The 24,840-nt window shown below is 31.3% G+C and carries 19 protein-coding genes; all 19 read right to left on the reverse strand.

Going from position 1 to position 24,840, the window contains the following annotated elements:
* Positions 1-5: 5 nt before the first annotated feature.
* The gene (locus tag AXY43_RS12485) at positions 6-1,031 is read right to left on the reverse strand and encodes a protein-glutamate methylesterase/protein-glutamine glutaminase (RefSeq protein WP_087702297.1); all 1,026 of its coding nucleotides are present in this window, start codon (positions 1,029-1,031) and stop codon (positions 6-8) included.
* 42 nt (positions 1,032-1,073) lie between these two features.
* On the reverse strand, positions 1,074-1,889 hold the full coding sequence (locus AXY43_RS12490) for a CheR family methyltransferase (RefSeq protein ID WP_039773005.1): 816 nt from the start codon (positions 1,887-1,889) through the stop codon (positions 1,074-1,076).
* 15 nt (positions 1,890-1,904) lie between these two features.
* Positions 1,905-3,626: a methyl-accepting chemotaxis protein gene (locus AXY43_RS12495; protein WP_087702296.1), complete on the reverse strand. Its 1,722-nt coding sequence runs from the start codon at positions 3,624-3,626 to the stop codon at positions 1,905-1,907.
* Between the two features lie 52 nt (positions 3,627-3,678).
* On the reverse strand, positions 3,679-5,748 hold the full coding sequence (locus AXY43_RS12500) for a chemotaxis protein CheA (RefSeq protein WP_105411627.1): 2,070 nt from the start codon (positions 5,746-5,748) through the stop codon (positions 3,679-3,681).
* Positions 5,749-6,006: 258 nt separating this feature from the next.
* Entirely contained in the window at positions 6,007-6,741 is a 735-nt protein-coding gene (locus AXY43_RS12505; protein ID WP_039773011.1) for a flagellar motor protein MotB, read from the reverse strand.
* A gap of 17 nt (positions 6,742-6,758) precedes the next feature.
* Entirely contained in the window at positions 6,759-7,544 is a 786-nt protein-coding gene (motA, locus tag AXY43_RS12510; protein WP_039773013.1) for a flagellar motor stator protein MotA, read from the reverse strand.
* A gap of 575 nt (positions 7,545-8,119) precedes the next feature.
* Positions 8,120-9,844, reverse strand: a complete 1,725-nt coding sequence (locus AXY43_RS12515; RefSeq protein WP_105411628.1) for a methyl-accepting chemotaxis protein — start codon at positions 9,842-9,844, stop codon at positions 8,120-8,122.
* Positions 9,845-10,134: 290 nt separating this feature from the next.
* Entirely contained in the window at positions 10,135-11,577 is a 1,443-nt protein-coding gene (locus AXY43_RS12520) for a glycoside hydrolase family 1 protein (protein ID WP_023975981.1), read from the reverse strand.
* A 421-nt stretch (positions 11,578-11,998) separates the two neighbouring features.
* Positions 11,999-12,694 carry a manganese catalase family protein gene (locus tag AXY43_RS12525; protein WP_105411629.1) on the reverse strand — a complete coding sequence of 232 codons (696 nt, stop codon included), beginning with the start codon at positions 12,692-12,694 and terminating at the stop codon, positions 11,999-12,001.
* Positions 12,695-13,016: 322 nt separating this feature from the next.
* Positions 13,017-14,123 carry a DUF362 domain-containing protein gene (locus AXY43_RS12530; RefSeq protein ID WP_012060987.1) on the reverse strand — a complete coding sequence of 369 codons (1,107 nt, stop codon included), beginning with the start codon at positions 14,121-14,123 and terminating at the stop codon, positions 13,017-13,019.
* Between the two features lie 383 nt (positions 14,124-14,506).
* On the reverse strand, positions 14,507-15,298 hold the full coding sequence (locus tag AXY43_RS12535; RefSeq protein WP_105411630.1) for an aminoglycoside N(3)-acetyltransferase: 792 nt from the start codon (positions 15,296-15,298) through the stop codon (positions 14,507-14,509).
* Between the two features lie 25 nt (positions 15,299-15,323).
* Positions 15,324-16,175, reverse strand: a complete 852-nt coding sequence (locus tag AXY43_RS12540) for an AraC family transcriptional regulator (RefSeq protein WP_023975984.1) — start codon at positions 16,173-16,175, stop codon at positions 15,324-15,326.
* Between the two features lie 46 nt (positions 16,176-16,221).
* The gene (locus AXY43_RS12545) at positions 16,222-17,271 is read right to left on the reverse strand and encodes a Gfo/Idh/MocA family protein (protein ID WP_105411631.1); all 1,050 of its coding nucleotides are present in this window, start codon (positions 17,269-17,271) and stop codon (positions 16,222-16,224) included.
* 31 nt (positions 17,272-17,302) lie between these two features.
* On the reverse strand, positions 17,303-18,274 hold the full coding sequence (locus AXY43_RS12550) for a sugar phosphate isomerase/epimerase family protein (protein ID WP_077867695.1): 972 nt from the start codon (positions 18,272-18,274) through the stop codon (positions 17,303-17,305).
* A gap of 33 nt (positions 18,275-18,307) precedes the next feature.
* Positions 18,308-19,408 carry a Gfo/Idh/MocA family protein gene (locus AXY43_RS12555; protein WP_105411632.1) on the reverse strand — a complete coding sequence of 367 codons (1,101 nt, stop codon included), beginning with the start codon at positions 19,406-19,408 and terminating at the stop codon, positions 18,308-18,310.
* A 225-nt stretch (positions 19,409-19,633) separates the two neighbouring features.
* Complete coding sequence (locus AXY43_RS28465) at positions 19,634-19,759, reverse strand: hypothetical protein (RefSeq protein WP_023975988.1); 126 nt, start codon at positions 19,757-19,759, stop codon at positions 19,634-19,636.
* 185 nt (positions 19,760-19,944) lie between these two features.
* Positions 19,945-21,309: a 23S rRNA (uracil(1939)-C(5))-methyltransferase RlmD gene (gene rlmD / locus AXY43_RS12560; protein WP_105411633.1), complete on the reverse strand. Its 1,365-nt coding sequence runs from the start codon at positions 21,307-21,309 to the stop codon at positions 19,945-19,947.
* A gap of 899 nt (positions 21,310-22,208) precedes the next feature.
* Positions 22,209-23,630 (reverse strand): pyruvate kinase, encoded by a 1,422-nt coding sequence (gene pyk / locus AXY43_RS12565; protein WP_017212224.1) that lies wholly within the window; start codon positions 23,628-23,630, stop codon positions 22,209-22,211.
* Positions 23,631-23,774: 144 nt separating this feature from the next.
* Complete coding sequence (gene pfkA / locus AXY43_RS12570) at positions 23,775-24,731, reverse strand: 6-phosphofructokinase (protein WP_012061003.1); 957 nt, start codon at positions 24,729-24,731, stop codon at positions 23,775-23,777.
* Positions 24,732-24,840: the final 109 nt, after the last annotated feature.

A 24,840-nucleotide genomic window follows, 5' to 3' on the forward strand; every position in this document is an offset into this window, starting at 1 on the left:
CATTTTTATTTTAACATATCGCAAATAACACTAGGTATATTTGAAATAGCCACTTGCTTTTCAACGGCTCCAATTTCAAAAGCAACTTTTGGCATACCATATACAACAGAGGATTTCTGATCCTGCCCTATAGTTCTTGCCCCTGCTCTTCGCATTGACATAAGCCCTACTGCTCCATCATGCCCCATTCCTGTTAGAATAACTCCTATAGCATTTTTTGACGCCACCTTAGCCACAGATTCGAAAAGCACATCTACAGATGGACAATGTCCATTAACTTTATTACCTTGAATAGTTTCTACAATGTACTTATCCGCAGCCTTCTTAAGTTTCATATGTTTATCTCCTGGTGCTATCAAAACCTTACCTGGCTCAATAGTATCTCCAGTCTGAGCTTCTTTAACAGTAAAATGCGTTTGCAAATTCAATCTATCTGCAAACATCTTAGAAAATACTGGTGGTATATGTTGTACTATAATTATCCCCGGAATATCTTTGGGAAGATTTTTTAATAGGTTATAGATAGCTTCTGTTCCTCCAGTCGATGCTCCTATAGCAATCACTTTATTTCTAACATTTATGCTCTTTTCCATTCCCCTATTACTACCACTCTTTGGAATTTGCCCTAAATTAGCAGATAGATTTACATTTACTGCTCCTCTAATTTTGATTATTAACTCATTAATAAAAACTTCAAATCCATTAGGAGTTCTAGCATCAGGCTTACTTAAAAAGTCTACGGCTCCTGCATCCATAGCATCGAAGACTACATCGCTTATAGAACTTACAACTATTATTGGAATTTTATATTGAGGAAGAAGCCTTTTAATGAATTCTACACCATTTAATTTTGGCATTTGTACATCACAAATCATAACATCGGGATTTAATTCTAATAGTTTATCTCTAGCATCATAGGGATCTACCGCTTTTCCAACAACCTCTATATTAGGTGCCGTTGATATTCCTCTTGATATTGCTTCCCTAAATACTATACTGTCATCAACTATTAAAACTCTAATTGATCTCATTAACTTCACCTTCTTAGCCCTTTAAATTATCTTAAGATAAGTCTATTCCTTTCTATATACAGATGGCATTATATACTTAAATCCAGCTGTATCACCACTTAGTGATTCCGAATGCCCTATAAAAAGATATCCACCGTACTCCATGCTGTTATAAAATTTACGGATTAGCTCATTCTTTGTTCTATTATCAAAATAAATCATTACATTTCTACAGAAAATAACATGGAACTTTTTCTTAAATGGAAATACATCCTCCATTAAATTAAATTTTCTATATATAATTTCATTTTTAATATTCTCTGAAAATACGAAATTTTCCTCATCGTATTTTTTTAAATAAATCTTCTTCCACATCTCTGGTAAGGGTGCGATTTGTTCTTTATGATATATTCCATTTTTAGCAATGCTTAATACCTTTTCGGATATATCTGTGGCTAGTATTTTTTTATCCCACCATAACTTTTCTTGTTTAAAGAATTCGCTTAATATCATAGCAATGGTGTATGCCTCTTCTCCAGAAGAACACCCAGCTGACCATATTCTTAAATCTTTGTCCCTTACTGAATTAATCAAATAAGGAAGTACTTTCTCCTTCAAGTAGTCAAAATGTGTTTTCTCACGCATAAAATATGTATGATTTGTTGTAATTTTATTGAGCAGTGTACTAACTGCCTTTCCACTCTTATCAGAAACTACATATTGATAATATTGAGAAAAATCTTCTATATTATGCTCTGCTAACACATTATGGAGCCTTCCAATTACCAACATTTTTTTTTCTTCCCTGAGATTAATCCCATAGTTCTCTTTTATATAGTTGGATAATTGAGCAAATTCTTTTTCCGTAATTGAAATCATATAATCACCTTATCTCTAATATTTTCCAAATTCATTATCGTTAAGTATTATTTTTTTAGAATTTGATATTTTTCTCTCTAAGTGTTTATCTCTTGTTTCACTTAAATCTCTTGTGTTTTTACTAATATCATCATGAATACTATGGTTCATATAGCTATTGTCCAAGCTAGTCATTGAACTTCTAGCACTTGCTAATTTAAACATTTGAACTTGTTCCTTTAAAACTTCTGCCTGTCCTGCTAGTTCCTCACTTGCAGCTGCGCTTTCTTCTGAAGTCGCTGAATTGCTTTGTACAACTTGTGATATCTGTATTATTCCTTGTGATATTTGTGAAATTCCTGTAGCTTGTTCTTCAGATGCATCTGATATACCATTAATTATTTTTGCAACCTCTTCTATATCACTAACAATACTTTCGAGCGCATCTGCAGTTTGATTTGCTATATTGGTTCCATCTTGAATTTTAACAATTGATTCCTCTATTATTTCTGTAGTTTCTTTAGCTGCCTTTGCAGATCTTGCTGCTAAGTTCCTAACTTCTTCAGCTACCACAGTAAAGCCTTTCCCATATTGACCTGCTCTAGCAGCTTCTACCGCAGCATTTAAAGCAAGTATATTGGTTTGAAATGCAATTTCATCAATCACCTTGATAATTCTTGATATATTATTAGAAGAGACATTAATTTCATCCATTGCCTTAAGCATTAATTTCATTTCATTATTTCTTTTCCCTGCATTTGTTTTAGTACTATCTGTTATAATATTAGCCTTTTTAGCATTTTCAGCATTTACTGATATTTGAGAAGATATTTCTTCGATAGAAGCTGTCAATTCTTCAACAGCACTTGCTTGCTCTGTAGCCCCTTGCGATAAAGCTATAGTTGAGTCTGCTATTTGTCTAGATCCAACTGTAACTTGCTCTGCCGCAAATCCTATCTGACCAATTACTTCATTTAATCTATATTTCATTCTTTTCATTGATTCTGATAATATTCCAATTTCATCTTTTGAGTCATTAATAATCTCTACATCTAAGTTCCCTTTACTAATTTCACTTGTTACAGTCATAAGCTTCGCTATAGAGTTACTTATAGCTTTTGAAATAATAATTCCAAGTGATATGGCTATAATTATAGCTACCACTATTACAACTATCATAGTCACAACAGCATTATTAACCTCTGCGGAATACTCATTTGATTTACTAAAGCCTGCTGACTCCTTTAATTGTAACAGATTATCTACAGAATTATTTATTTGGTCAGATAGTTTTTGCGTTGAATCCTGCCCTATTAATTCAAGCGCTTCATCTCTCTTGCCTGAAAGAGATAACTCTATAACTTTATCCTTTATTGCATCATATTTACTTAAAAGTGTATTAAGATTAGAAAACTCAGCTTTTGCTTCATCACTTTGAAGTGAACCTTCAAACTTTTTTAAACTCTCTTGAATTTTTACATCGTAATTTTTTATCCTATTAACATAGTCGCCCATATCTCTTCCATCTCTATACATTGTAATATTATTCAAATTTATTTTAAGTCTCTGAAAAGATATAGATGCATTAGCAACATCAGCAATTGATGCCCCATAATTTGTATACAAATTAGTATAGTTCTGATCTATTTTCTTTATTTTTGTAATTCCTATAACACCAACTATTCCAGCTAATAAAGCTACTACTATGAACCCAATTATTAATTTTGCTCCAACCTTTATATTGTTTAACCACCTCATATTCTTTCCCTCCATTAACCACTTATTTTAATTAAACTTAAGTTTTTAATATCTATACTGTTGTCATCAATCCATCCATGTCAATTATTAGACTTATATTTCCATCTCCCAAAAGAGTACATCCAGCTAAATCCTTAATATTTCTAATATTCTTTATATAATCTGGGAGAGCTTTAACAACTACTTGTTGTTGTCCTAATAACTCATCTACCAAAATGCATACCCACTTTTCATCCTGCTCTATCATTATTAGAATTCCATCTGACAATTTATTTGTATCAGTTCTTATAGAAAAATGCTCGTTTAATCTAAGTATAGGATAGCATTGACCTCTAACCATAATAATCTCATTATTGTCTGGATCTTTTATAATATCGCTTTCTTTCGGTCTAAAAAACTCTTTTATAGAGCTAGTTGGAAGTGTGTATCTTGAATTCCCAACCCTTACATTCATTCCGTCTATAATTGCAAGAGTTAATGGTATCTTAATAGTAATGCTTGTACCAAATTCCAACACACTATCTACACTAACCGTCCCCCCTATTTTTTCGATATTTTTTACTACAACATCCATCCCTACTCCTCTGCCACTAAATTCTGATACAGCTTCTTTAGTGGAGAATCCCGGTAAAAATATCAAATTAAATATTTCTTTTTTACTCATTTCACTTTCATCTTTAGTAAGTAATCCATTTTTTCTTGCTTTTTCTAGTATCTTTTCTTCATTCAAGCCTTTGCCATCATCTTTTACCATAATTAAGACATCGCTACCTGCATTTTTAGCTTCTAACACCAGATTTCCTACTTGCTGTTTTCCTTTATCAATTCTTTCTTCTACCGTCTCTATTCCATGATCAATGGAATTACGAACTAAATGCATTAAAGGGTCTGATATATGTTCAATTATATTTTTATCTACCTCTGTTTCTTCCCCTATGATCGTTAATTTGACTTCCTTATCCATTTTCTTTCTCATATCTCTAACGATTCTATTCATCTTTTGAAATGTTGCAGAAAGTGGAACCATTCTTATTGACATTACTGTATCCTGCATCTCTGCTATAATCTTACGAAGTTGCCTTGCCGATTTTTGAAAATTATCAATTTCAAGCCCAATTAAATCCGGATTTTGTGTAACCATTGATTCCGAAATTACTAACTCCCCAATAAGATCCATAAGTCTATCCGCTTTAACTACACTTAGACTTATAAATCCTTGATGAGAAGATATTTTTTCACCTTTATTTTCCTCAGCTATATTTTTCTTTTCTTCTTCCTTCTTGCTACACTCTTTTTCTATAGCTATTTCTTCTATAACTTCTTTATTGTCTAAAAATTCATCATCATCTTCTCCCATTAATCTAATATCAAGTGCACTTAAAAAAACAGTTTCATTCAAAATCGTTTTTACATCTTCTAGATTTAAATCTGAAGAAAAGAATATTTTAAACCCATTTTTCCTGACTTCTTCACAGGCTTTTTCATCATCATCTATTATATTTTCTGGTGAACTGCATATTATTTCAGCTACTTCTGATAGTTTGTGAAGAATGCCAAAGCACCTTATGTTTTCCATTCCGCAATCTTCTGAAAATTGAATTTTAGCTTTGTATTTTTGATTAGATGCGTCCCTTTTACTTTTTGCGCTGGTTATAAAAAATTTTTGCTGCTCAAATTTATTCTCATTAGGAGCTGTATCACTATCAATTGTTTCTATTCCTTTGAGTTCATTTAAAAACTCCTTTATGCTAGTAATTTTATTTGCGCAATCTCCATCTGGTGTATTTCCTTGCTGAATTTTAGAAATTTCGCCTTTGATAAAATCAATTGAATCTAATACAATATCGCTTAATATATTGTTATCAACTTCATCCGGATTATTTTCTCTAAGATAATAAAACAAATCTTCAACAGAATGAGAGAGTCCAGAAATGTTATTAAAAAGCATCATAGCTGATGATCCTTTGACTGTATGCATAATTCTAAATATTTCATCTATCGAATTTGAGAATCCATTTTCTTTTTCTCCATCAATAACTAATTGTTCTAATTGTTCTATAAGCTGAGTTGTTTCAAAAATATACATATCTAACATAGATTCATTTATAAAGCTTTCCGACATCTTAATTCCCTCCTTTTTTGCATATTTCTTATATAAAACGTTAATCTCTCTATATTCTATATTAAATTTTTTATTACAATCTTTTAAGTCACTTAAGTCATTGATTTTGATGCAAAATGCACTACTATACTACACATAAATGCAAATTGCACAAAATATCTTGAATTTTATATAAAAAGAGCATTCAATCTATATAGATTGAATGCTCTGAGTTAGCTATATGTAAAATTTCTTATTAATCTCTTAGCTCTTATCTAGTTAATTTGATTTCTCCTCTGTAGGTACTGGGTATTTACGTACCACAAAAATTTCCACTCGTCTATTTTTAGCTCTTCCATCCTCTGTTGCATTAGATGCTTTGGGCATATGCTCTCCATAAGCCTGTATTGATATCTTCTCCTGATTAATACCACCTGTACTAACCATATAATTTAACACATTTATAGCACGCATAGCACTTAAATCCCAATTTGAACGAAACTTCCCGTTATTAATCGGCACATTATCAGTATATCCTGCAACTTTGATTTCATTATCCAAACCATAAAGCATATGTGAAATTTTTAAAAGCAGTGGTGATACATCTTTTAGTACATCTGCTTCACCTGAATTAAAAAGTACAACATCTTGTATAGAAATTGCCAATCCCTCATTATTAAGATCAACTTTAACTTTATCAGAATAGCCCTCTTCTTTAATTTCCGCTTCTATCATCTTTTTAATTTCAGTCATTTTATCTTCTTCAGCCTTATTATCACTGATACCAGACTCCTCCATAGGAATTGCAGAGTTACCATCTTGATGCATAACACCAGATCCACCAGCAAATATTATATTAAATTCTTTAGCCATTGACTGAAGTTTTGCCTTATCTGTTTGTCCCATGGCAAACATAACGATAAATAGTGCTAGTAGAAGTGTTAACATGTCTGAATATGGAAGAAGCCATGCTTCATCTACATGCTCTTCATGATGTTGCTTTTTCTTACTCATCACTTTTCTCCTTTTAACTAGTTATCATTATTATTTTCTTCAAATCTTATTCTTTGTTTTGGCTCAAGCATTCCTACTAGCTTTCTTTCAATACTCTTTGGATTATTTCCTGCCTGAATAGCTAAAATTCCTTCAAGCATAATATTCATATTTTTTATTTCTTCTTGGGATTTTCTTTTTAACCTATTTGCAAATGGATGCCATATTAAATATCCAGTAAAGATACCATAAACAGTTGCAACAAAGGCTGATTTTATACTTTCTCCAAGCTTTTCAATATCATTAAGATTTCCAAGAGCACCTATTAATCCTATAACAGCTCCTAAAACTCCAAGTGTTGGCGCTGTACCACCTGCTGTTGTAAACGCTGTAGCACCAAGACGGTGTCTATCTTCCATACTCTCAATCTCTATTTCTAGAACTTCTTTTATAAGATCTGGTTCTAAACCGTCAACCACCATTTCTAATCCCTTTTTCATAAACTTATTTTCTAAGCCTTGTATAGTACTTTCAAGAGATAGTAATCCATCTCTTCTAGTTGTCTGAGACATCTCTACAAGCTGTGCTATAATTTCAGCTGGATCTTCTTGCCCCTTAGCACTAAAAAGAACACCAAAAATCTTAGGAAGCTTAGTAAACTCTCCTTTTGGAAAAGAATTTAGCAAGGCTATTACAGTACCACCAATGATTACCAGCATCGCTTCAGCACTCATAAGTACTTGAAGACTTGCTCCCTTTTCTAGCATGGCTGCAACTACAATTATTAAACCTCCAATAAGACCAATTACTAAAAATATATCCATGTTTGTCCCCCTTTATTGTTCTTCGCACGTCATATGATTAAATGTTATCTTTTTATTAGCAATATAACATATAATTACATTTTTTGTCGTTTTTCTTAATCATTTGGAATCTACAACCTATAACTATAATACCATAATCTTGAACAATCGAAAACTATATTTTGACATATTATATAACATAAATTCTATATATTCTGACCTTATCACATCTTTATTTTCCATTATTCATTTAATTTGTTAAACATGCTAAATTTAAGTTAAAATCTATTTATCAGCATTATCTTTATTGTCGAAATAGAGTTCGCTTTCTGTTATATGAATACAAAAATGCTGCTTTAATACATGGATTATTTAAAAATCTATACTAATTTTATTCAATATAAAACAATTACAAACCTTACTAAACAAAAAAGTAGGTATTGGAGCACTTTACTAATTCATCAAACACTAATTACTACCCCATTATAAATTAATGTACAATTCATCTACGGCTAATAATCACTTAAAGCAATTAAAATCTTTTATATGAATTGTACATCTATTTCTTCATATTTAATAACTAAAATTCTTAGAAATTATATTTTAAATTTCTCTATGGTCTCTTCTAATTTCTTTGCTAGAGTAAGCTGTTCTTTTGCATTAACTGAAATATTCTTCATAGAAGAGATTGAATTACTCGAACTATTTTCTATGCTGTTAGTGCTCTCAGAAGATCTTTGAGACATTTGGGCCATATGTTGAACCGCATCTGATACTTGACTTATTACTTCATTAATTTCCTCAGACATCCTTGCTAATTCGGAGGACATGGAATTTACGAAGTCTGCATCCTTATAATACTGCTTTCCTATATGCGAAAATTCCTCAAACTGTTTATTTACATCCACATCCATGAACTGTAAAAGTTCATTACTACTTAAAGATAGGTCATTGAAAGATTTTTCCACTTTTCCAATAACTTTTTTAACATTTTCAACTGCTTCTGAAGATTGATCTGCAAGTTTTCTAACTTCTTCTGCCACTACAGCAAATCCTCTTCCTTGTTCTCCTGCCCTCGCAGCTTCTATTGCAGCATTTAATGATAACAAGTTTATTTGCTCAGCTATTGCAGAAATAGCATTGGCCATAATCCCAATCTCATGCACTACCTTTCCTTCTTCAATAGCTTTAATAATCTTTTCTTCCTTCTCACGATATACTTTACTTATAGATTGAATTGCCTTATTACTACTATTCTCTACGGTATTTGCCCGTACTTTTATATTTGTGACATTACTTGTTCCATCCATTGCCTTTTCAGATAATATATTAACGGTCAAGTTTACTTCTTTTACAGATGCAGATATCTCCTCTGCAATTGCACTATTTTCTTGAACACTCGTATTTATTTTCTTTGTTTCTTCATTTACTGCAATTAAATTACTACTTATTTCATTTACAGATATAGTCAAATTTTCACTGGACGAATTTACATTATGTATATTTTCAGTTATTGCACTTATAAGTTCACGTACATTTTGCTGTGCCCTATTCAAAGTATCTGCTGTTTGTCCATATTCATCATATCTCTTTAAAACTAAATCCTCTGAAAAATCGTAATTCGAAAGTCTAGTTGCTAAATTCTTTATTTTAAATAACACTTTTGATGAATCTCTTGATATTGCTATTCCAACAAACAAAGTTATTAAAACAGAGAAAATTCCCAACACAATAAATTGAATTTTAGTAAAATCTATAGATTCCTTCATGTTGCCCTGAGTTTCACTTGCTGCTTTTTCCATTACATCTGTTATCTGATTTATATCCTCCCTAGATTCAGCAAACTTTTTATTAAACTGTTCCTTATTTTTTACCTCTCCTGTATCTACATCAAAACTATCTAACCAGCCTTGATAATTGCTTTGAAATTCATCATAAAGTTCAAACACATTTTTGTTGCTTTCATTATGTTTAATATCTTGCAAAGATGCCTTAATTGGAATTAACACATTTATAGCATTGCTTGTTCTATCTTTTGCCTGACCTATGTTATCTTTTAAATCTTTCATATTCTTATTCTTATCAGGTTCACTTATGTTCGTATCACTTAAATTATTCTGAGCAACAAGAGCCTGATACATATCTCTATCTGCATTTAGTATGAGGCTATTTACCTTATATAATTTTTCATAATACATATCTGTTAATGTACCATAAGTATTTGTGATTTTTAGTATTCCTTCTATAGACAAGAATATAACCGCAATTAATGGTATTATTACCATCAACATTAACTTTGTTCTAATCTTTAAATTCTTCAATAAATCCCCTCCCTTTAACAACAAATTTCTTATTTTTTATTTTCAAATCTCTTTTATTTTTCAATAATATTATTATTGAAATAAAATATAGTTATTAAATTCTACACAATCTTGCTAATTCCTTTCTATTTTTGTATTCCATTTAAAAAATTTGGTATTTATAATCTTATATAAAGTTATTAATCAGCTAATTCTTTTTAACATTAATTTATAAACCAAAATAGATAAGTTTAAAGGAGTTATTGATAAAATCAACAACTCCTTTAAGCTTATCTATAAACTTACCTATTTTATAATTCTTCTCCATTTGTCCTTATGACATTTTCATACCAATAATAGCTATCCTTCTTATAACGATTCATTGAAGCGCCTTCTTCTTCTTCACGATCTACGTAAATGAAACCATATCTTTTTTGATAGCCATTCAACCAGCTTAATAAATCTGTTATAGACCATGTACAATATGCAATCACTTCTGATCCCTCATTAATAGCTTCTTTTAATTCTTCTATATGCGCCTTCAAGTACGCTATACGATAGTCATCATGAATTTTATTATCCTCAGTCTTTTTGTCAAATGCACCTAATCCATTTTCAGAAATAACTATTGGTAAATCATATCTACTTGTAATAGTTCTACAGCACATTCTTATCCCCATAGGATCTATTGTCCAATCCCAGTCTGTAGTTTTTAAATATGGGTTTGGAGGATTTTTAAATAATCCAGGAGTTCCACTAACTTGTGCTGATCCTTTTTTTCCTGTTGTATTCATTTCAGCCATTCCAACGCCATCAATTGGGTTATACTCAACAACCGCTGTTTGGTAGTAATTAACTCCCATAAAATCTACTTGAGCTGCTGCCTTCATAAGTTCCGCATCCCCATCTTCAAATACAGGTGCTACCCCTTGACCTTGTAGATATTTTAATGCAGCTTTTGGATATCTTCCGTATGCATAAACATCCATCCACCAAAATGATTGTAAATCATCATAATCTGCTTTTGCTATATTATTTACTGGATTGCAGTCTATTGCATAGCTAGGTGAAAACGCAAAGCTTGCCCCTATCTTACCATCTGGCACTATTTTTCTAAAAGCAAGCACTGCTTTTGCATGAGCTAAATTTGCATGATGATTTACTTGATAGAACATCTTTAAATCATTCTTCTTTCCTGGTGGATGCACTGCCATTACCCATCCAAGACTTGTAAATATGTTTTGTTCGTTTAATGTTATCCAATACTTTACTTTATCTTTATAGCGTTTAAACAAAGTAATAGCATAATTCTCATAATCATCAATTATGTTTCTACTTTCCCAACCATTATATTCTTCCTGTAAAGCTATAGGTAAATCCCAATGATATATTGTAACCATTGGCTCTATTCCATATTTTAGACATTCATCAATTACATTGTCATAAAATTCTAATCCCTTCTCATTAACTTCACCTTTTCCTTTTGGATAAATTCTTGGCCAAGATATAGAGAATCTATATGTTTTTAATCCCATTTCCGCCATTAATGCAATATCTTCTTTATATCGATGATAATGATCAACAGCTACATCACCATTTGTTCCTTTGAATGTTTTTCCTGGAATTCTTACAAACTCATCCCAATTACTTCTTCCTTTTCCATCCTCTTCTGCAGCCCCTTCTACTTGGTATGCAGCAGATGCACTTCCCCATAAAAAATCATCTGGAAACCCATGCTTTTCTTTAAAATACATTCCTTTATCCTCCTACCAACAAACTTTCTATTATATCTTTATTAAAATTCTTTCAACAAAATACTATCCTTATTATTAACGACTACTTACAACTCTAGACTACCACAAACTTATTGCACTTGTCCATATAATTTATAACTTTTATTTTAAAATGTAATGTCATTTACTTAATAATATTATTATTTAATACGCTTTTATAAAACTCTACTATCCTATATATGTTGTGATAGTAAATTTACATTTAAGTCTCTGGTAAGCTACAAGCTGCGTTATTAATATAATTTATAAGCTTAATCGCAATATATATTAATTTTTCAAAATACAACTTATGGATTTTTTAATATAATCCATTTACTTCAATATAATAAAATAACCCTATGCAAAATTAATAATACATAATTTCGGCATAGGATCATATTTGCTAAGACCTAGTAGTTTTCCTACTATTTTCACGTGGATTTTTAAAGCTAGGAGGTGTTGGCTCAGGATTGTCAAAATACCTTCCAGGAGTTGATAAGTCAAAGTATAATCTAGAATCTTTGGTTACACCAAAATCTTTATTCGATGCTCTATCCTGCACCTTATTTAATGCCTCTCTAAAGAGTGCATTATGAGCTTCCTCTCTGTTTAATAGAAAATCTATTGTCTCTTTTACATATTTATCATTAATTTGACGATATAAATATTCATATACAACCTTTGCTCTTTGCTCAGCTGCTATATCAGATAATAAGTCTGCTGCAATGTCTCCTGTAACATTAACATAATCTGCAGTCCAAGGATGTCCTGATGCATTAATAAGTCCTGGTGCAAGACCTGTCAATACGTGAGTTTCAATTTCTCCTCCAGGAGTTTTAGTATAATCAACTTCATGTCCATTTAGTAAATTTATAGTTTGTGCTACCATTTCCATATGACTTAATTCTTCAGCTGCAATATCTAAAAATAAATCATGAATTTCAGGATCTTTTACCCTAAAACTTTGTGAAAGGTACTGAAGTGCTGCCTTTAACTCACCATTTGCACCACCTAGCTGTTCTTGCATTAACACAGCATATTGTGGATTTGGTCTCTCTACTTTTACATCTCTAAGTAATGGTTTTTCGTGTTTAAACATTGTACTTGCCTCCATTCATCTCAGTTAAAATTATTTACAAAGTTAGTATTCAATAATCCAATGCTTATTATTCAAAACTCTAAATACATAACTGTTATAAATTTACATTTAGTATTCTAGAACGTTAGCTCTTTTAATAAAATTACACTACAAAAACTAAATTACAAAATATATAACGCTTTTCTATTTGATTTAATTTATATTTTTTAATTTATTAAACAAAAATACCTGCATCTCTGCAGGTATAAATTTATATTTTTTTATTTGTAGCTTACTAAAATTAAAACATATAATTTTTAAAACTTCAGAAATATGTTTATCTCTAAATTGTTATCAACTCATATTCCTTACTGCCTAAGCCTAATTCCACAGCATAGTCAATAGCAACTTTCCAATCTGTTTCTGGACTAACATTAGTAAAGTGATCATTGTGCTTACAACCGCTCTTTTCAAGAAGGCTACCTTTCATAACTGGCTGCTTATTTACTGCGTCTGCACAGGCTACATCTAATGCTACTGGATCAAAGGATGCAAACATACCTACATCTGGAACTATCGGTACATCATTTTCTGCATGACAATCACAATATGGTGATACATCAATTACCAAGCTGATATGAAAATTTGGTCTTCCATTTAATACTGCCCATGAATATTCAGCTATTTTCTTATTTAAAATATCATTTGATTCATCTGATGCTGGCATAACCGCATCCATTGGACAAATTCCTATGCAACGACCACATCCAACACATTTGCTATGATTGATGAGTGCTTTTTTGTCTGTTAAACTTATTGCACTATGTGCACAGTTTTTAGCACACATACCACAGCCAACACATTTATCTTCATAAACGCTAGGTTTTCCACTACTATGCATTTCCATTTTTCCTGCGCGCGAACCGCATCCCATACCTATATTTTTTAAAGCGCCTCCAAAACCTGTTAACTCATGTCCTTTAAAATGATTTAATGAGATGAATATATCTGCATCCATAATCGCATGACCTATTTTAGCTTCTTTTACATATTTCCCACCAGTAACTGGAACCAAAGCTTCATCAGTTCCTTTTAAACCATCTCCAATTAATATATGGCAACCTGTTGAAAACGGACTATATCCATTTTCATATGCTGAATTTAAATGATCTAACGCATTCTTTCTGCCTCCTACATATAGAGTATTGCAGTCTGTTAAAAATGGATTTCCTCCTAATTCCTTAATAGTATCTACCACAACTTTAGCAAAATTAGGGCGCAAAAACGCTACATTTCCTGGCTCGCCGAAATGGATCTTAATTGCTGCGTATTTCTTTTCAAAATCAATTTGATCAATTCCTGCACTCTTAATTAAACGTTTTAACTTTTGTAGCAAATTTTCCTTAGCTGTTGCTTGCATATTAGTAAAATATACTTTCGATTTTTCCATTTTAAGTCCCTCCCAATTATTTATAAGCTAATGTACTAATTTAATTATAGATTTTAGAGTTAACTCTAAGTCAATACATATAGTAAAAAAATCTGGTAAAATGAAAGGTTAATTTCTTGTCGGAAAGGGTAAATTCATCTTAGCCGAAGTTAGTCTTGCACTATTTTTTGTAAAATGAAAAAGTAATACCCATTAAGAAAAATGGTAATGTTAAAGCGGGAGAAATTGTTTTAGATATTAAATAATTATTGAACGCGAAATAATATTTAACTAAATATATAAGAAACTTTAGCTGCTATTATTGTAAATATAGAAAATCACGACATTTTATTATTAATTGTCGTGATTTTTTAATTTGCTCATTATAATATTATTCTATATGATTATTTTCTATTCTTTTCAATCCATTCAACTGCAAAATCTACAATTTCTCGTTGTCTCATGAATCTTACATCCGCATTCCCTATTTTTGTATTTTCAACTCTATACTTTTTCTCAAAATCAATTCCTATATCCATAAAATCTTCACCATCAACATATAACGTTGAATACGTAACCCATTTATGCTCGCCATCTTTCATCATTGCACAACTGTTTTCTTCCATATGCTTTGATGGATAATCAGCTCTTTCATCTGCTAAATGAATAGATGTATTTTTATCATATCCAGTTCCCAATAGTAATACATATCCATCTAAATCATATAATTTCCCAATTGGAGAACTTTCACCAAAAATATCGCTTAAATCATGGTTGTTTATTAAATATTGTGCATTTTTTCCCCATGCAGCAAAAGACCTTACAGGATGATCACTTCTTAAAACACCTGGCCACTTTCTAAACATTTCTGCTACTGCTCCCATTGAATTTGTTGGAGTAATATCCTTATCATAAGCCGGCCAATTATCTCTTATAATATCCCACCATTCTATTGGTTCCTCCCAATGTACACCATATGCCGGATCCATGTTTTTCCATGTCTGTGTAGGTATAATTATAGTTCCATCTTTTCCAACTAGCTCCATTAATGCTTCAATTATGATTTGTGGGCCTCCACAAACAAATCCAAAGCTTTTCATTGAAGTATGAACTATAATATTTTGTCCACTTTTTATACCAAGTTGTTGCAGCGCATTTACTATATCTTTTTTAATTACAATTTTTCTATCACCCATACCCTTTCCCTCTCAACTTTAATATTTAATTTTTATTATCTCTTCTATATTTCATAGGCGTGCAACCTACTATATTTTTAAATAGCCTATTAAAAGTTTTAATGCTATTAAATCCACAGTTATAGGCTATCTCTGCAATAGTTTCATCTTCCTCAATTATACGCCACTCTGCTTTTTTAATTCTATAATTATTTAGATAATCTAAAAATGTTACCCCAGTATTTTCTTTGAAAAACTTTGTAAAGTAATATTTACTAAAACCTATAGATTTTGAAATATCATCTAAATCAATATGCTCTTGATAATTACTATCCACATATTGAAATACACTATCCATTTTCTTTAATCTTTCCTTTTCACGGCTTAGGTCTTCAGATGAATATGCTTGCTTAGGTATATATCTAAGTAGTATACCTGCCAGATCATATAATCTAGCTTTTATTATTAACTTATATCCTTCCTCAGCCTTACTATATTCATTGATAATCTCATTTATGTGCCTCTCCATTAGTGCATGAATTTCATTCCCCATGGTTAAATGTATTGATTGATTCCACATAGGTTTTATTATTTTAGCATCTTTTGTTCCTGAAAGAAAATTATCATATATGGAAGTTCTAAATTGTATTACAGCTCTATTACTGAAATTCTTTTCTTTAAAAAAACAATGTATTTCTCCACCACCAATTATAAGTATGTCCCCTTGTTTTAAATTATAAGTATCTCTATTAATACATGCCTTTAGTGTACCTTCCACAAGATAAATAATTTCTATATCTTCATGCCAGTGATGTGGTGTATTAGAATATCCATCATTAAAAAACAATCTAAAAGGAAATTCAGATTCTAATACTGTTTTTTCAAAACTCCCATGCATAAATATCTCCTCCAAAATAATTACAATTAAGCTTCTTGATTAATTTCTATAACTCTATCACTTTCTTCTTGATAACTGATTCACGAATACTCTCCATAAGCTTAATAACCCTCATTACCTCTGTATTCTTTACAAGAATTTCTTCTTCTCCTCTTATAGCTCCCATAACATTTCTATAAAAGTCCTTAACATCAGAATTAACAATTTTAAGTGCTTCTTCTTTAATTGTTTCCTCTGTCCTAGGCGCCATAGTTTTTGTTAATCCGGCAGCTGTTCTAATAGGAATTGCATCATTTTTACTGCTATCAGTAATACGAACGACTTTGCCTCTTAAATTCCAATCATCTATTACAGCTGTGCCATTTTGACCTAACACATACCAGCGCGGTAAATTTATAAAATTACTTGTTCCAACTTCTACAACGTAAATTAATCCGCTTTCAAATTCTAACTCAGCAGTAAATCCATCATCCACAAGTTCATTGGTAACATGAGTAAATCTAGAATATACTGATTTTATCCTTTCATTAATCATCATGCATGCCTGGTCAATAATGTGAACACCCCAATCTAAAAGCATTCCACCACCATGTTCTTCTTCTTGTCTCCAATCACCTGGTATGCCACGAGATCCATGTACTCTAGACTCTATTCTAAAGACATTTCCTAAGATAGCTTCATCATATATCTTTTTTACAGTTAAAAAATCCTCATCCCAACGTCTATTTTGATGAACAACCAAAACTTTATCCATTTCTTCTGCTATATCTACCATCTTCTTAAATTCTAAAGATGACATTGCTGCTGGCTTTTCACAAATTACATTTTTGCCAGCTTTTAATGAACTGATTACTATCTCTTTGTGTACATCATTTGGTGTTGCACATAAAACGATATCTACTTTCTCATCTTCTAAAAGCTCTTTAAAAGAATTATACGGATTTATTCCATGCTCTCTAGCAAACGCTTGTCTATCTTCTTTAATATCATAAGTACCGCAAACAGTCAAATTATCAATTCCTTCAATTAGCTCACGATGCCAATTTCCCATGCCTCCCAATCCAACTATTGCTAAATTGAACATCTCATTACACATTGTTTTATTTCTCCCTATCAAATTTTTATAATTATGCCCAAAACATATCACCTTTAGTTTCAAAAATAATTGCATCTTTTAAACAATTTATTGCTTTTATCAACCCTTCTTCTGTTGTCATCAAACTATCCTCATGTTCTATACTCAACGCATGATCATATCCAACCATTCTCAATGCAGAAACAATGTCCTTCCAATAGCCAATATCATGTCCATAGCCGACAGAACGAAAAATCCAAGAACGTTCAATTTCCTTGCCGTAATGGCCTACATCTAGCACGCCGTTTATTGGACAATTTATTTCATCTATCTTTGTATCCTTTGCATGAAAGTGGAAAATAGCATTATGCTTTCCGAGCTCCCTAATTGCTGCCACTGGACTAACTCCTTGCCAAATTAAGTGACTTGGATCAAAATTAGCACCAATTTCTGGCCCTACAGCTTCACGCAATCTTAATAAACTTTTAGGATTATATACACAAAAACCAGGATGCATTTCAATGGCTATTTTATCTACACCATGAGCCTTTGCAAATTTCACTTTTTCCTTCCAGTAAGGAATTAAAACTTTATTCCATTGATAATCTAATATTTCAATAAAATCCTCTGGCCATGGGCAAGTAACCCAATTGGGTTTTTGGGAAGTTTCACTGTCACCAGGACAGCCAGAGAAACAGTTTAATATTCTTACTCCCATTTTTTCGCACATTAAAATTGCATTAGTCAAATCATCATCGAATTTTTTTGCTATTTCCTTATTTGGATGAATTGGATTGCCATGACAACTAAATCCACTGATTTCTAAACAGCTTCTTTCTAAAATAGATTTAAATTCGGTAAACTTTTCTTCATCTTTTAATAAAATTGCTGGGTCACAATGGTGTTTCCCTGGATAACCTCCGCAACCGATTTCAATTGTTTGTACACCTTTACTTGCCAAAAAAGAACAAGCATCTTCAAAAGATCTATCTTGTAAAACTGGATTAAACACACCTAATTTCATATAAATTCACTCCATAAAATATAATATTATTAATTATTTAAAATATACAGCCTTACCAGTTTTAGCAGACTCATATATTGCTTCTAATATTTGAGTAACTATTAAAGCTTGTTCAGGCCTAACCACTAATTCATCACCATTAATGATTGCATTATAGAACGTACTTTGTTCTATATCAGGAGCATTATCTTCTTCTCCATCATAAAAAGCAACCCCAGTAGCATCTAGTGCCGGCTTTTCTATACATTGTTTATTATACTTAACAGAATTTATCCTCAAGCCATCTTTCATATCGGCACCAGCTTTTGTACCACATAAAGAAGTTTTAGCTTCATCAACATCAAGACTATTTAGTGCCCAGCTTGATTCTAGATTTATTGTAGCGCCATTTTTCATCTTAATAAATCCAAAAGCTGAATCCTCTACTGTAAACATCTCTTTATCCCAATCGCCCCAAGCATTTCCTGTACATGTTTGATCCCCTAACTTGTAGTATACAGATCCTAGTACACACTCTGGTTCATAATTATCCATCATCCAAAGTGTTAAATCAAGAGCGTGAGTACCTATATCGATTAATGGACCTCCACCTTGTTCATCTTCATTTAAAAATACTCCCCAAGTTGGAACAGCTCTACGTCTTATTGCATGTCCTTTTGCATAATAAATCTCACCTAAATCACCATTTTCGCATGCAGCTTTCAAATATTTTGAATCTGCTCTGTATCTATTTTGATAACCTATAGTTAGGATTTTGCCAGTTTCTTGCGCTACTTTGAGCATAGCTTTAGCTTCAGCGTATGTTTTAGCCATTGGTTTTTCACACATAACATGCTTATCAGCTTTCATTGCTTCAATAGATATATAACTGTGTGATTTATTTGGAGTTAAGACGTAAACGGCCTTAATATCTTTTTCTTTTGCTAAAAGAAGTTTGTAGTCAGTATAAATCCTACTTTCTTCTTTGCCATATTTAGCTTTTGCTTCTATAGCCTTTTCCTCTATCAAATCACAAAATGCTTCTATTTCTATATTTTGATTCTTTTTTATTGCTGGTAAATGCTTTCCGTTTGCAATACCTCCACATCCTATAATAGCAACCTTTAGTTTCTTTTCATTGCATGTATTCTCCATAACAATTCCCGACTTTCATAGCTTATTAAACCTTAAAGTTTGAAGTCAGTTTTTCACTTCCTTTCATAGTAAATTATCATAATTTATTACTCTTATGAATGATACGTATCATTGTCTTTCATAAATAATTCTATACTTAAATTCGTCTATTTACTCGCCATTAATTGCTTAGTTATTCTCAAATATTGTTTTGACTATATTCTTTGAATGTTATGATACATTAATTTACCACTTTAGATTTAAAACAAAATATTCATTATCTATATTATAATTATTAATAGACTTGTTAGTTTCAAAAAAAATCTTTCCTCCCTCCTCACCCCAGCCTTTTTCCGTCACCAATTCAAACATAATTTTTCCTTGTTCTTTATCCTAATCCATTATTTAAAAACCATAAAAAGAAAAACCTTATTTTATTAAAATAAAGTCTCTTTTTTTCTATTATCTTCTATTTTATTTTTTTCTTATCTAGCAATGCTTATTAGATTAATCATTAGCGGTGGCAAATTGATAGAATTGCCTGCACATAATCCAAGCTATTTTCTAATTAATTTAGCTACTGCTTCCACATGCTTTGTATTTGGAAACATGTCTACAGGCTGTACTTCTATTGTTTTAAATCCCAACCCTTCTAAATGTTTTAAATCTCTTGCTAAAGTGCTAGGATCACATGATACATACACTACTCTTTTAGGCTTAGCTTCTCCTATCGCATTTAGCAAATTGATATCACATCCCTTTCTTGGGGGATCCACAACTATTATGTCAGGTTTGATTCCATTTTTTATTAACTCTGGAATCACTTCTTCAGATTTTCCCACATAAAATTTCGAGTTGTCTATTCCATTTATTTCTGCATTATCTACTGCATTATCTATCGCCTGTTTTACTATTTCAACTCCATAGACTTTTCTTGCATTCTGAGATAAGAATAATGTTATTGTACCAGCACCGCAATATGCATCAAAAACAATCTCGTTTCCGCTTAAATCTGCATATTCCAAAGCTTTATTATAAAGTACTTCTGTTTGAATAGGATTTATTTGAAAGAAAGATAATGGCGAAATATTAAATTTATATTTACCTATATAATCAGATATATAATCCTGCCCCCACAAAGTTATACACTTGTCACCGAGAACTAAACTATTATTTTTAGTATTTATATTCTGAATTATTCCCTTTAAATTTTTAACCTCTAACCTAATATCCTTTATCAGTTCTTCTTTCTTAGGAATTTCCTTATCGGTAGTAATCAAAATTACCATAATCTCATTAGTTTTAAAACCCTTTCTCACCATTACATTTCTAATTAGTCCTTCACTAAAAAACAAATTATCTTTCCTAGCAGGCAATATAGAATACTTTTTCATCCAATTTCTTATTATTTTTATGATTTTATCAGTTTCTTCATCTTGAATTAGACACTTATCCATATCAACTACTTCATGTGTTTTTTCACTAAAAAAGCCCATTGAAAGTTCATTGTCTGTCAATGCAATTGAATATATTCCTTTATTTCTATATCTGTAAGGAAATTTCATCCCTATAGTACTTTTAACTATATCCCCCGATAATCCACCAATTCTTTCTATGCAATCTTTAACTCTATTGTATTTAAATTTTAATTGTGAATCGTAATTAGAATGCATTAGAGTACAACCGCCGCATTTTTCATAATACCCACATTTAGGCACAATTCTTTCGTCACATTTCTCTACTATATCTATAAGCTTTCCATAAGAATAATTCTTTTTATTCTTGATTATTTCTGTCTTTACAGTTTCCCCTATTAAAGCTCCTGGTATAAATATTGGATATCCATCTATCTTTGCAACACCCTCACCTTCATATCCTAAGGAATCTATTTTTACAATATACTCTTTATTTCTCTCTAACACATGTACACATCCTTCATTGTTAGTATCATTTCTTAACTATAATTTTCAAATTAATATTTAAAAATACTTTCTACATTTTATCATATCTTATTCATTTATTTAAGATATTTATAAATTCTTATATACAATTAAGAACAAACCCTAAACTATTAAATTCTCATTTATAATGAATATTATATTTAGATTTAACATTTGAATAATTCCCCATAAAAATCAAATAATTTGCTCATGCTAGAATTTGTTTTGTCAGGTAATAAATAATTAATGATAATTATGATATCTCAATTTAATCAACCTCTTAGTGCCATTAAATCATATAATTTTCCTAAAATAAAAAAAGAGCACCTTGCGGTGCTAATACAGAATCAGTTGCCATTTAATTCCATAATCATTAAATTATTATTTCTCTTTTAGAGCAATAATATACATTATATATTAAATATCATATTTTTAAATGTTAATTTTTTGTTAACTTTATATATTCTTTAAAATTTGATTACATACTTATTATCTTGAGTGCACGTATATAGTATTTTATGTTTAACGATTATTTAAAACCTTCCATTTTAAAAAATCGCAGGCGACTGTGGTTAAGTTCCGCATTGTGCTTCGCACTCTTTTCATATGTGTAGATTTTTTTCACGCATCTGCCTTTTCGAACGCATGTGAGAAAAATCTGCACATCAGAAATAGCAGCTCTGCTGCATATAAGAACATTTTATGCAGGCGAATAAGATTTCTTTTTTTATTCTTTTTTAAATACCAAAACTATTTAATCAACCTTTTTTATGTTATCCACAGATTTTACTTGAATATAAATTCCTAAAGAATAAAAAAGGACTTTGGTAAGATTCCTACCAAAGTCCCTTTATATATATTAAAAAATTATGTTTCAAATATTATTTTACTTCGCTAATCTTTAAAAGATTTGTTGCACCAACTTGGTCTACAGGAACTCCAGCTGCTAATACAACTATATCTCCTGATTTAACAAATTCATTATTTTTAGCTATTTCAACTGATCTTTCTAACATTTCATCAGTAGATTCCATTTTATCAGCAACTACTGGATATACTCCCCATGAGAATGCTAATTGTCTAGCAACTATTGGATCTGGAGTAACAGCTATAATTGGGCATTCTGGTCTACATTGAGAAATTCTCTTAGCAGTTGCACCAGTTTGAGTTGAAGTAATTACTGCTGCTGCTTCTAATTCATTAGCTGCATTACTAGCTGCTCTTGAAATAACTCCTGCTATAGCTGGAATATGTGTTTTAGCTTGAGAAACTGCTACTTTATATTCTAAAGATTTTTCAGTTTCTTCAGCAATCTTAGCCATTGTAGCTACAGCTTCTACTGGATAATCTCCATTAGCACTTTCTCCTGATAACATGATTGCATCAGTACCATCTAAGATAGCATTAGCAACGTCTGAAACTTCTGCTCTTGTTGGTCTTGGATTTCTCATCATAGAATCTAACATTTGAGTTGCAGTTACAACTGGTTTACCAGCTGCTTTACATTTTTTGATGATCATCTTTTGAACTGCTGGAACTTGTTCTATTGGAATTTCAACACCAAGATCTCCTCTAGCTACCATTATAAGGTCTGAAGCTTCTAAGATTTCATCTAAGTTATCAACACCTTCTTGGTTTTCTATCTTTGAACAGATAAGGATTCTTTCTCCACCATTTGCATCAAGTATTTCTCTGATAGTCTTTACATCAGATGCTTTTCTTATGAATGAAGCAGCTATCATAGTAACTCCAACTTCACAACCGAAGATTAAATCTGATTTATCTTTTTCAGTAAGAGCTGGTAATTGGATTGATACTCCTGGTACGTTAACTCCTTTATGAGTTCCAACGAATCCAGTGTTTTGAACTTCACACTTAATAGCGTTACCTTCAACAGATTTAACAGTTAATCCTACTAAACCATCATCTATTAAAATTGTATTTCCTGGTTTAACATCATTTGCTAGTCCTGCATATGTAACTGAACATTTAGTAGTATCACCAACTACATCCATATCTCCAGCATATACTGTAAATTCAGAACCCTTAGCTAATTCAACTTTCTTTGGTTCAAATTTACCAGTTCTTATTTCTGGTCCTTTTGTATCAAGAATTATTGCAATTTCTCTATTTAACTTCTTTGATAGTTCTTTAACTTTCTTAATTCTTCCACCGTGTTCTTCATGGTCTCCATGTGAAAAGTTATGTCTTGAAGCATTCATTCCTGAAAGAACAACCTTCTCTAATATTTCCATATCTTCACTTGCAGGGCCAATAGTACAAATCATTTTAGTTTTTCTCATTAAACTAACACTCCTCTTTCTTCGATTAGGCACATAAAATAAAATAATGTTACAAATATGCAAAATAAGCAAGCATGTTGATTCATTATTTTTTGATTGTACCTTATTTATAAAATTTATATAAATAAACTATAAGCTAAATTATTATGATAATACTTGAGCAATATCATAAAGTTCTTTATCAAATTTGCTTTCCATATCAAGAGCTTCATCTATATCTTGGTCTATTATTTTATTATCTCTAATTCCTATTACTCTTGAAGTTCCACCTTTTAATAATACTTCTATAGCCTTTGCTCCCATTCTTGAAGCTAAAACTCTATCTGTAGCAGTAGGACTTCCTCCTCTTTGAATATGACCTAAGATTGTTGCTCTTGTTTCAATTCCAGTTACTTCTTCAACGTACTTTGCAAGTTCAAATGCTCCTCCAATTCCTTCTGCAAGCATTATTAGATTATGCATTTTTCCTTTATTTTTACCTTCTAATATAGTTCTACAAAGTGCATCTTTATCAAATTCCATTTCAGGAATTATAATTGCTTCTGCGCCTCCGCAGATACCTGCATATAAAGATAAATCTCCGCAGTCTCTACCCATAACTTCTACAATTGAAACTCTTTCATGTGAAGTTGAAGTATCTCTAATTTTATTTATAGCATCTACAACGGTATTTAAGGCTGTATCAAACCCTAAAGTGAAGTCTGTGTAAGCTAAATCATTATCAATTGTTCCTGGTAAACCTATTGTTTTAATTCCAAGCTTTGATAATAATTTTGCACCCATAAATGAACCGTCTCCACCTATAACTACTAGAGCTTCAACACCATAAGCTTGTAATATTTTTGCAGCCTTTTTTCTTACTTCTTCATTCTTGAATTCAGGACATCTAGCAGTTCTTAAAATTGTTCCACCTCTTTGGATTATATCAGATACTGAATTTCTATCCATGCTGAATAATTCTCCATTAATAAGTCCACTATAACCTCTTTGTACTCCCATAACTTCAATTCCGTTATGAAGCGCAGTTCTTACTACTGCTCTAATTGCAGCATTCATGCCTGGTGCATCTCCACCACTTGTTAACACAGCTATCTTTTTCATAATATATATTTCCTCCTTAAAATACCGCAAAGGGACCTTAAATGACCCTTGTGTACATAATATAACCATAATTTATTAATCAAGAATTATTGTACATAAATTTGAACCA

Source organism: Clostridium sp. MF28 (assembly GCF_002969175.1).
In the GTDB taxonomy this organism is placed as follows: domain Bacteria; phylum Bacillota; class Clostridia; order Clostridiales; family Clostridiaceae; genus Clostridium; species Clostridium beijerinckii.

Coding starts and splice junctions, on each gene's coding strand:
- AXY43_RS12485 (WP_087702297.1), bottom strand. CDS start 1,031: ATGAGATCAATTAGAGTTTTAATAGTTGATGACAGTATAGTATTTAGG.
- AXY43_RS12500 (WP_105411627.1), bottom strand. CDS start 5,748: ATGTCGGAAAGCTTTATAAATGAATCTATGTTAGATATGTATATTTTT.
- AXY43_RS28465 (WP_023975988.1), bottom strand. CDS start 19,759: ATGTTTGAATTGGTGACGGAAAAAGGCTGGGGTGAGGAGGGAGGAAAG.
- AXY43_RS12495 (WP_087702296.1), bottom strand. CDS start 3,626: ATGAGGTGGTTAAACAATATAAAGGTTGGAGCAAAATTAATAATTGGG.
- AXY43_RS12535 (WP_105411630.1), bottom strand. CDS start 15,298: ATGGGTGATAGAAAAATTGTAATTAAAAAAGATATAGTAAATGCGCTG.
- AXY43_RS12520 (WP_023975981.1), bottom strand. CDS start 11,577: ATGTATTTTAAAGAAAAGCATGGGTTTCCAGATGATTTTTTATGGGGA.
- AXY43_RS12550 (WP_077867695.1), bottom strand. CDS start 18,274: ATGAAATTAGGTGTGTTTAATCCAGTTTTACAAGATAGATCTTTTGAA.
- AXY43_RS12540 (WP_023975984.1), bottom strand. CDS start 16,175: ATGCATGGGAGTTTTGAAAAAACAGTATTAGAATCTGAATTTCCTTTT.
- pfkA (WP_012061003.1), bottom strand. CDS start 24,731: ATGAAAAAGATAGCTGTGTTAACAAGTGGTGGAGATGCACCAGGCATG.
- motA (WP_039773013.1), bottom strand. CDS start 7,544: ATGGATATATTTTTAGTAATTGGTCTTATTGGAGGTTTAATAATTGTA.
- AXY43_RS12555 (WP_105411632.1), bottom strand. CDS start 19,408: ATGGAGAATACATGCAATGAAAAGAAACTAAAGGTTGCTATTATAGGA.
- AXY43_RS12490 (WP_039773005.1), bottom strand. CDS start 1,889: ATGATTTCAATTACGGAAAAAGAATTTGCTCAATTATCCAACTATATA.
- pyk (WP_017212224.1), bottom strand. CDS start 23,630: ATGAGAAAAACTAAAATGATTTGTACTATTGGCCCTGCAAGTGAAGAT.
- AXY43_RS12530 (WP_012060987.1), bottom strand. CDS start 14,123: ATGGAAAAATCGAAAGTATATTTTACTAATATGCAAGCAACAGCTAAG.
- AXY43_RS12505 (WP_039773011.1), bottom strand. CDS start 6,741: ATGAGTAAGAAAAAGCAACATCATGAAGAGCATGTAGATGAAGCATGG.
- AXY43_RS12545 (WP_105411631.1), bottom strand. CDS start 17,271: ATGTGTAATGAGATGTTCAATTTAGCAATAGTTGGATTGGGAGGCATG.
- AXY43_RS12525 (WP_105411629.1), bottom strand. CDS start 12,694: ATGTTTAAACACGAAAAACCATTACTTAGAGATGTAAAAGTAGAGAGA.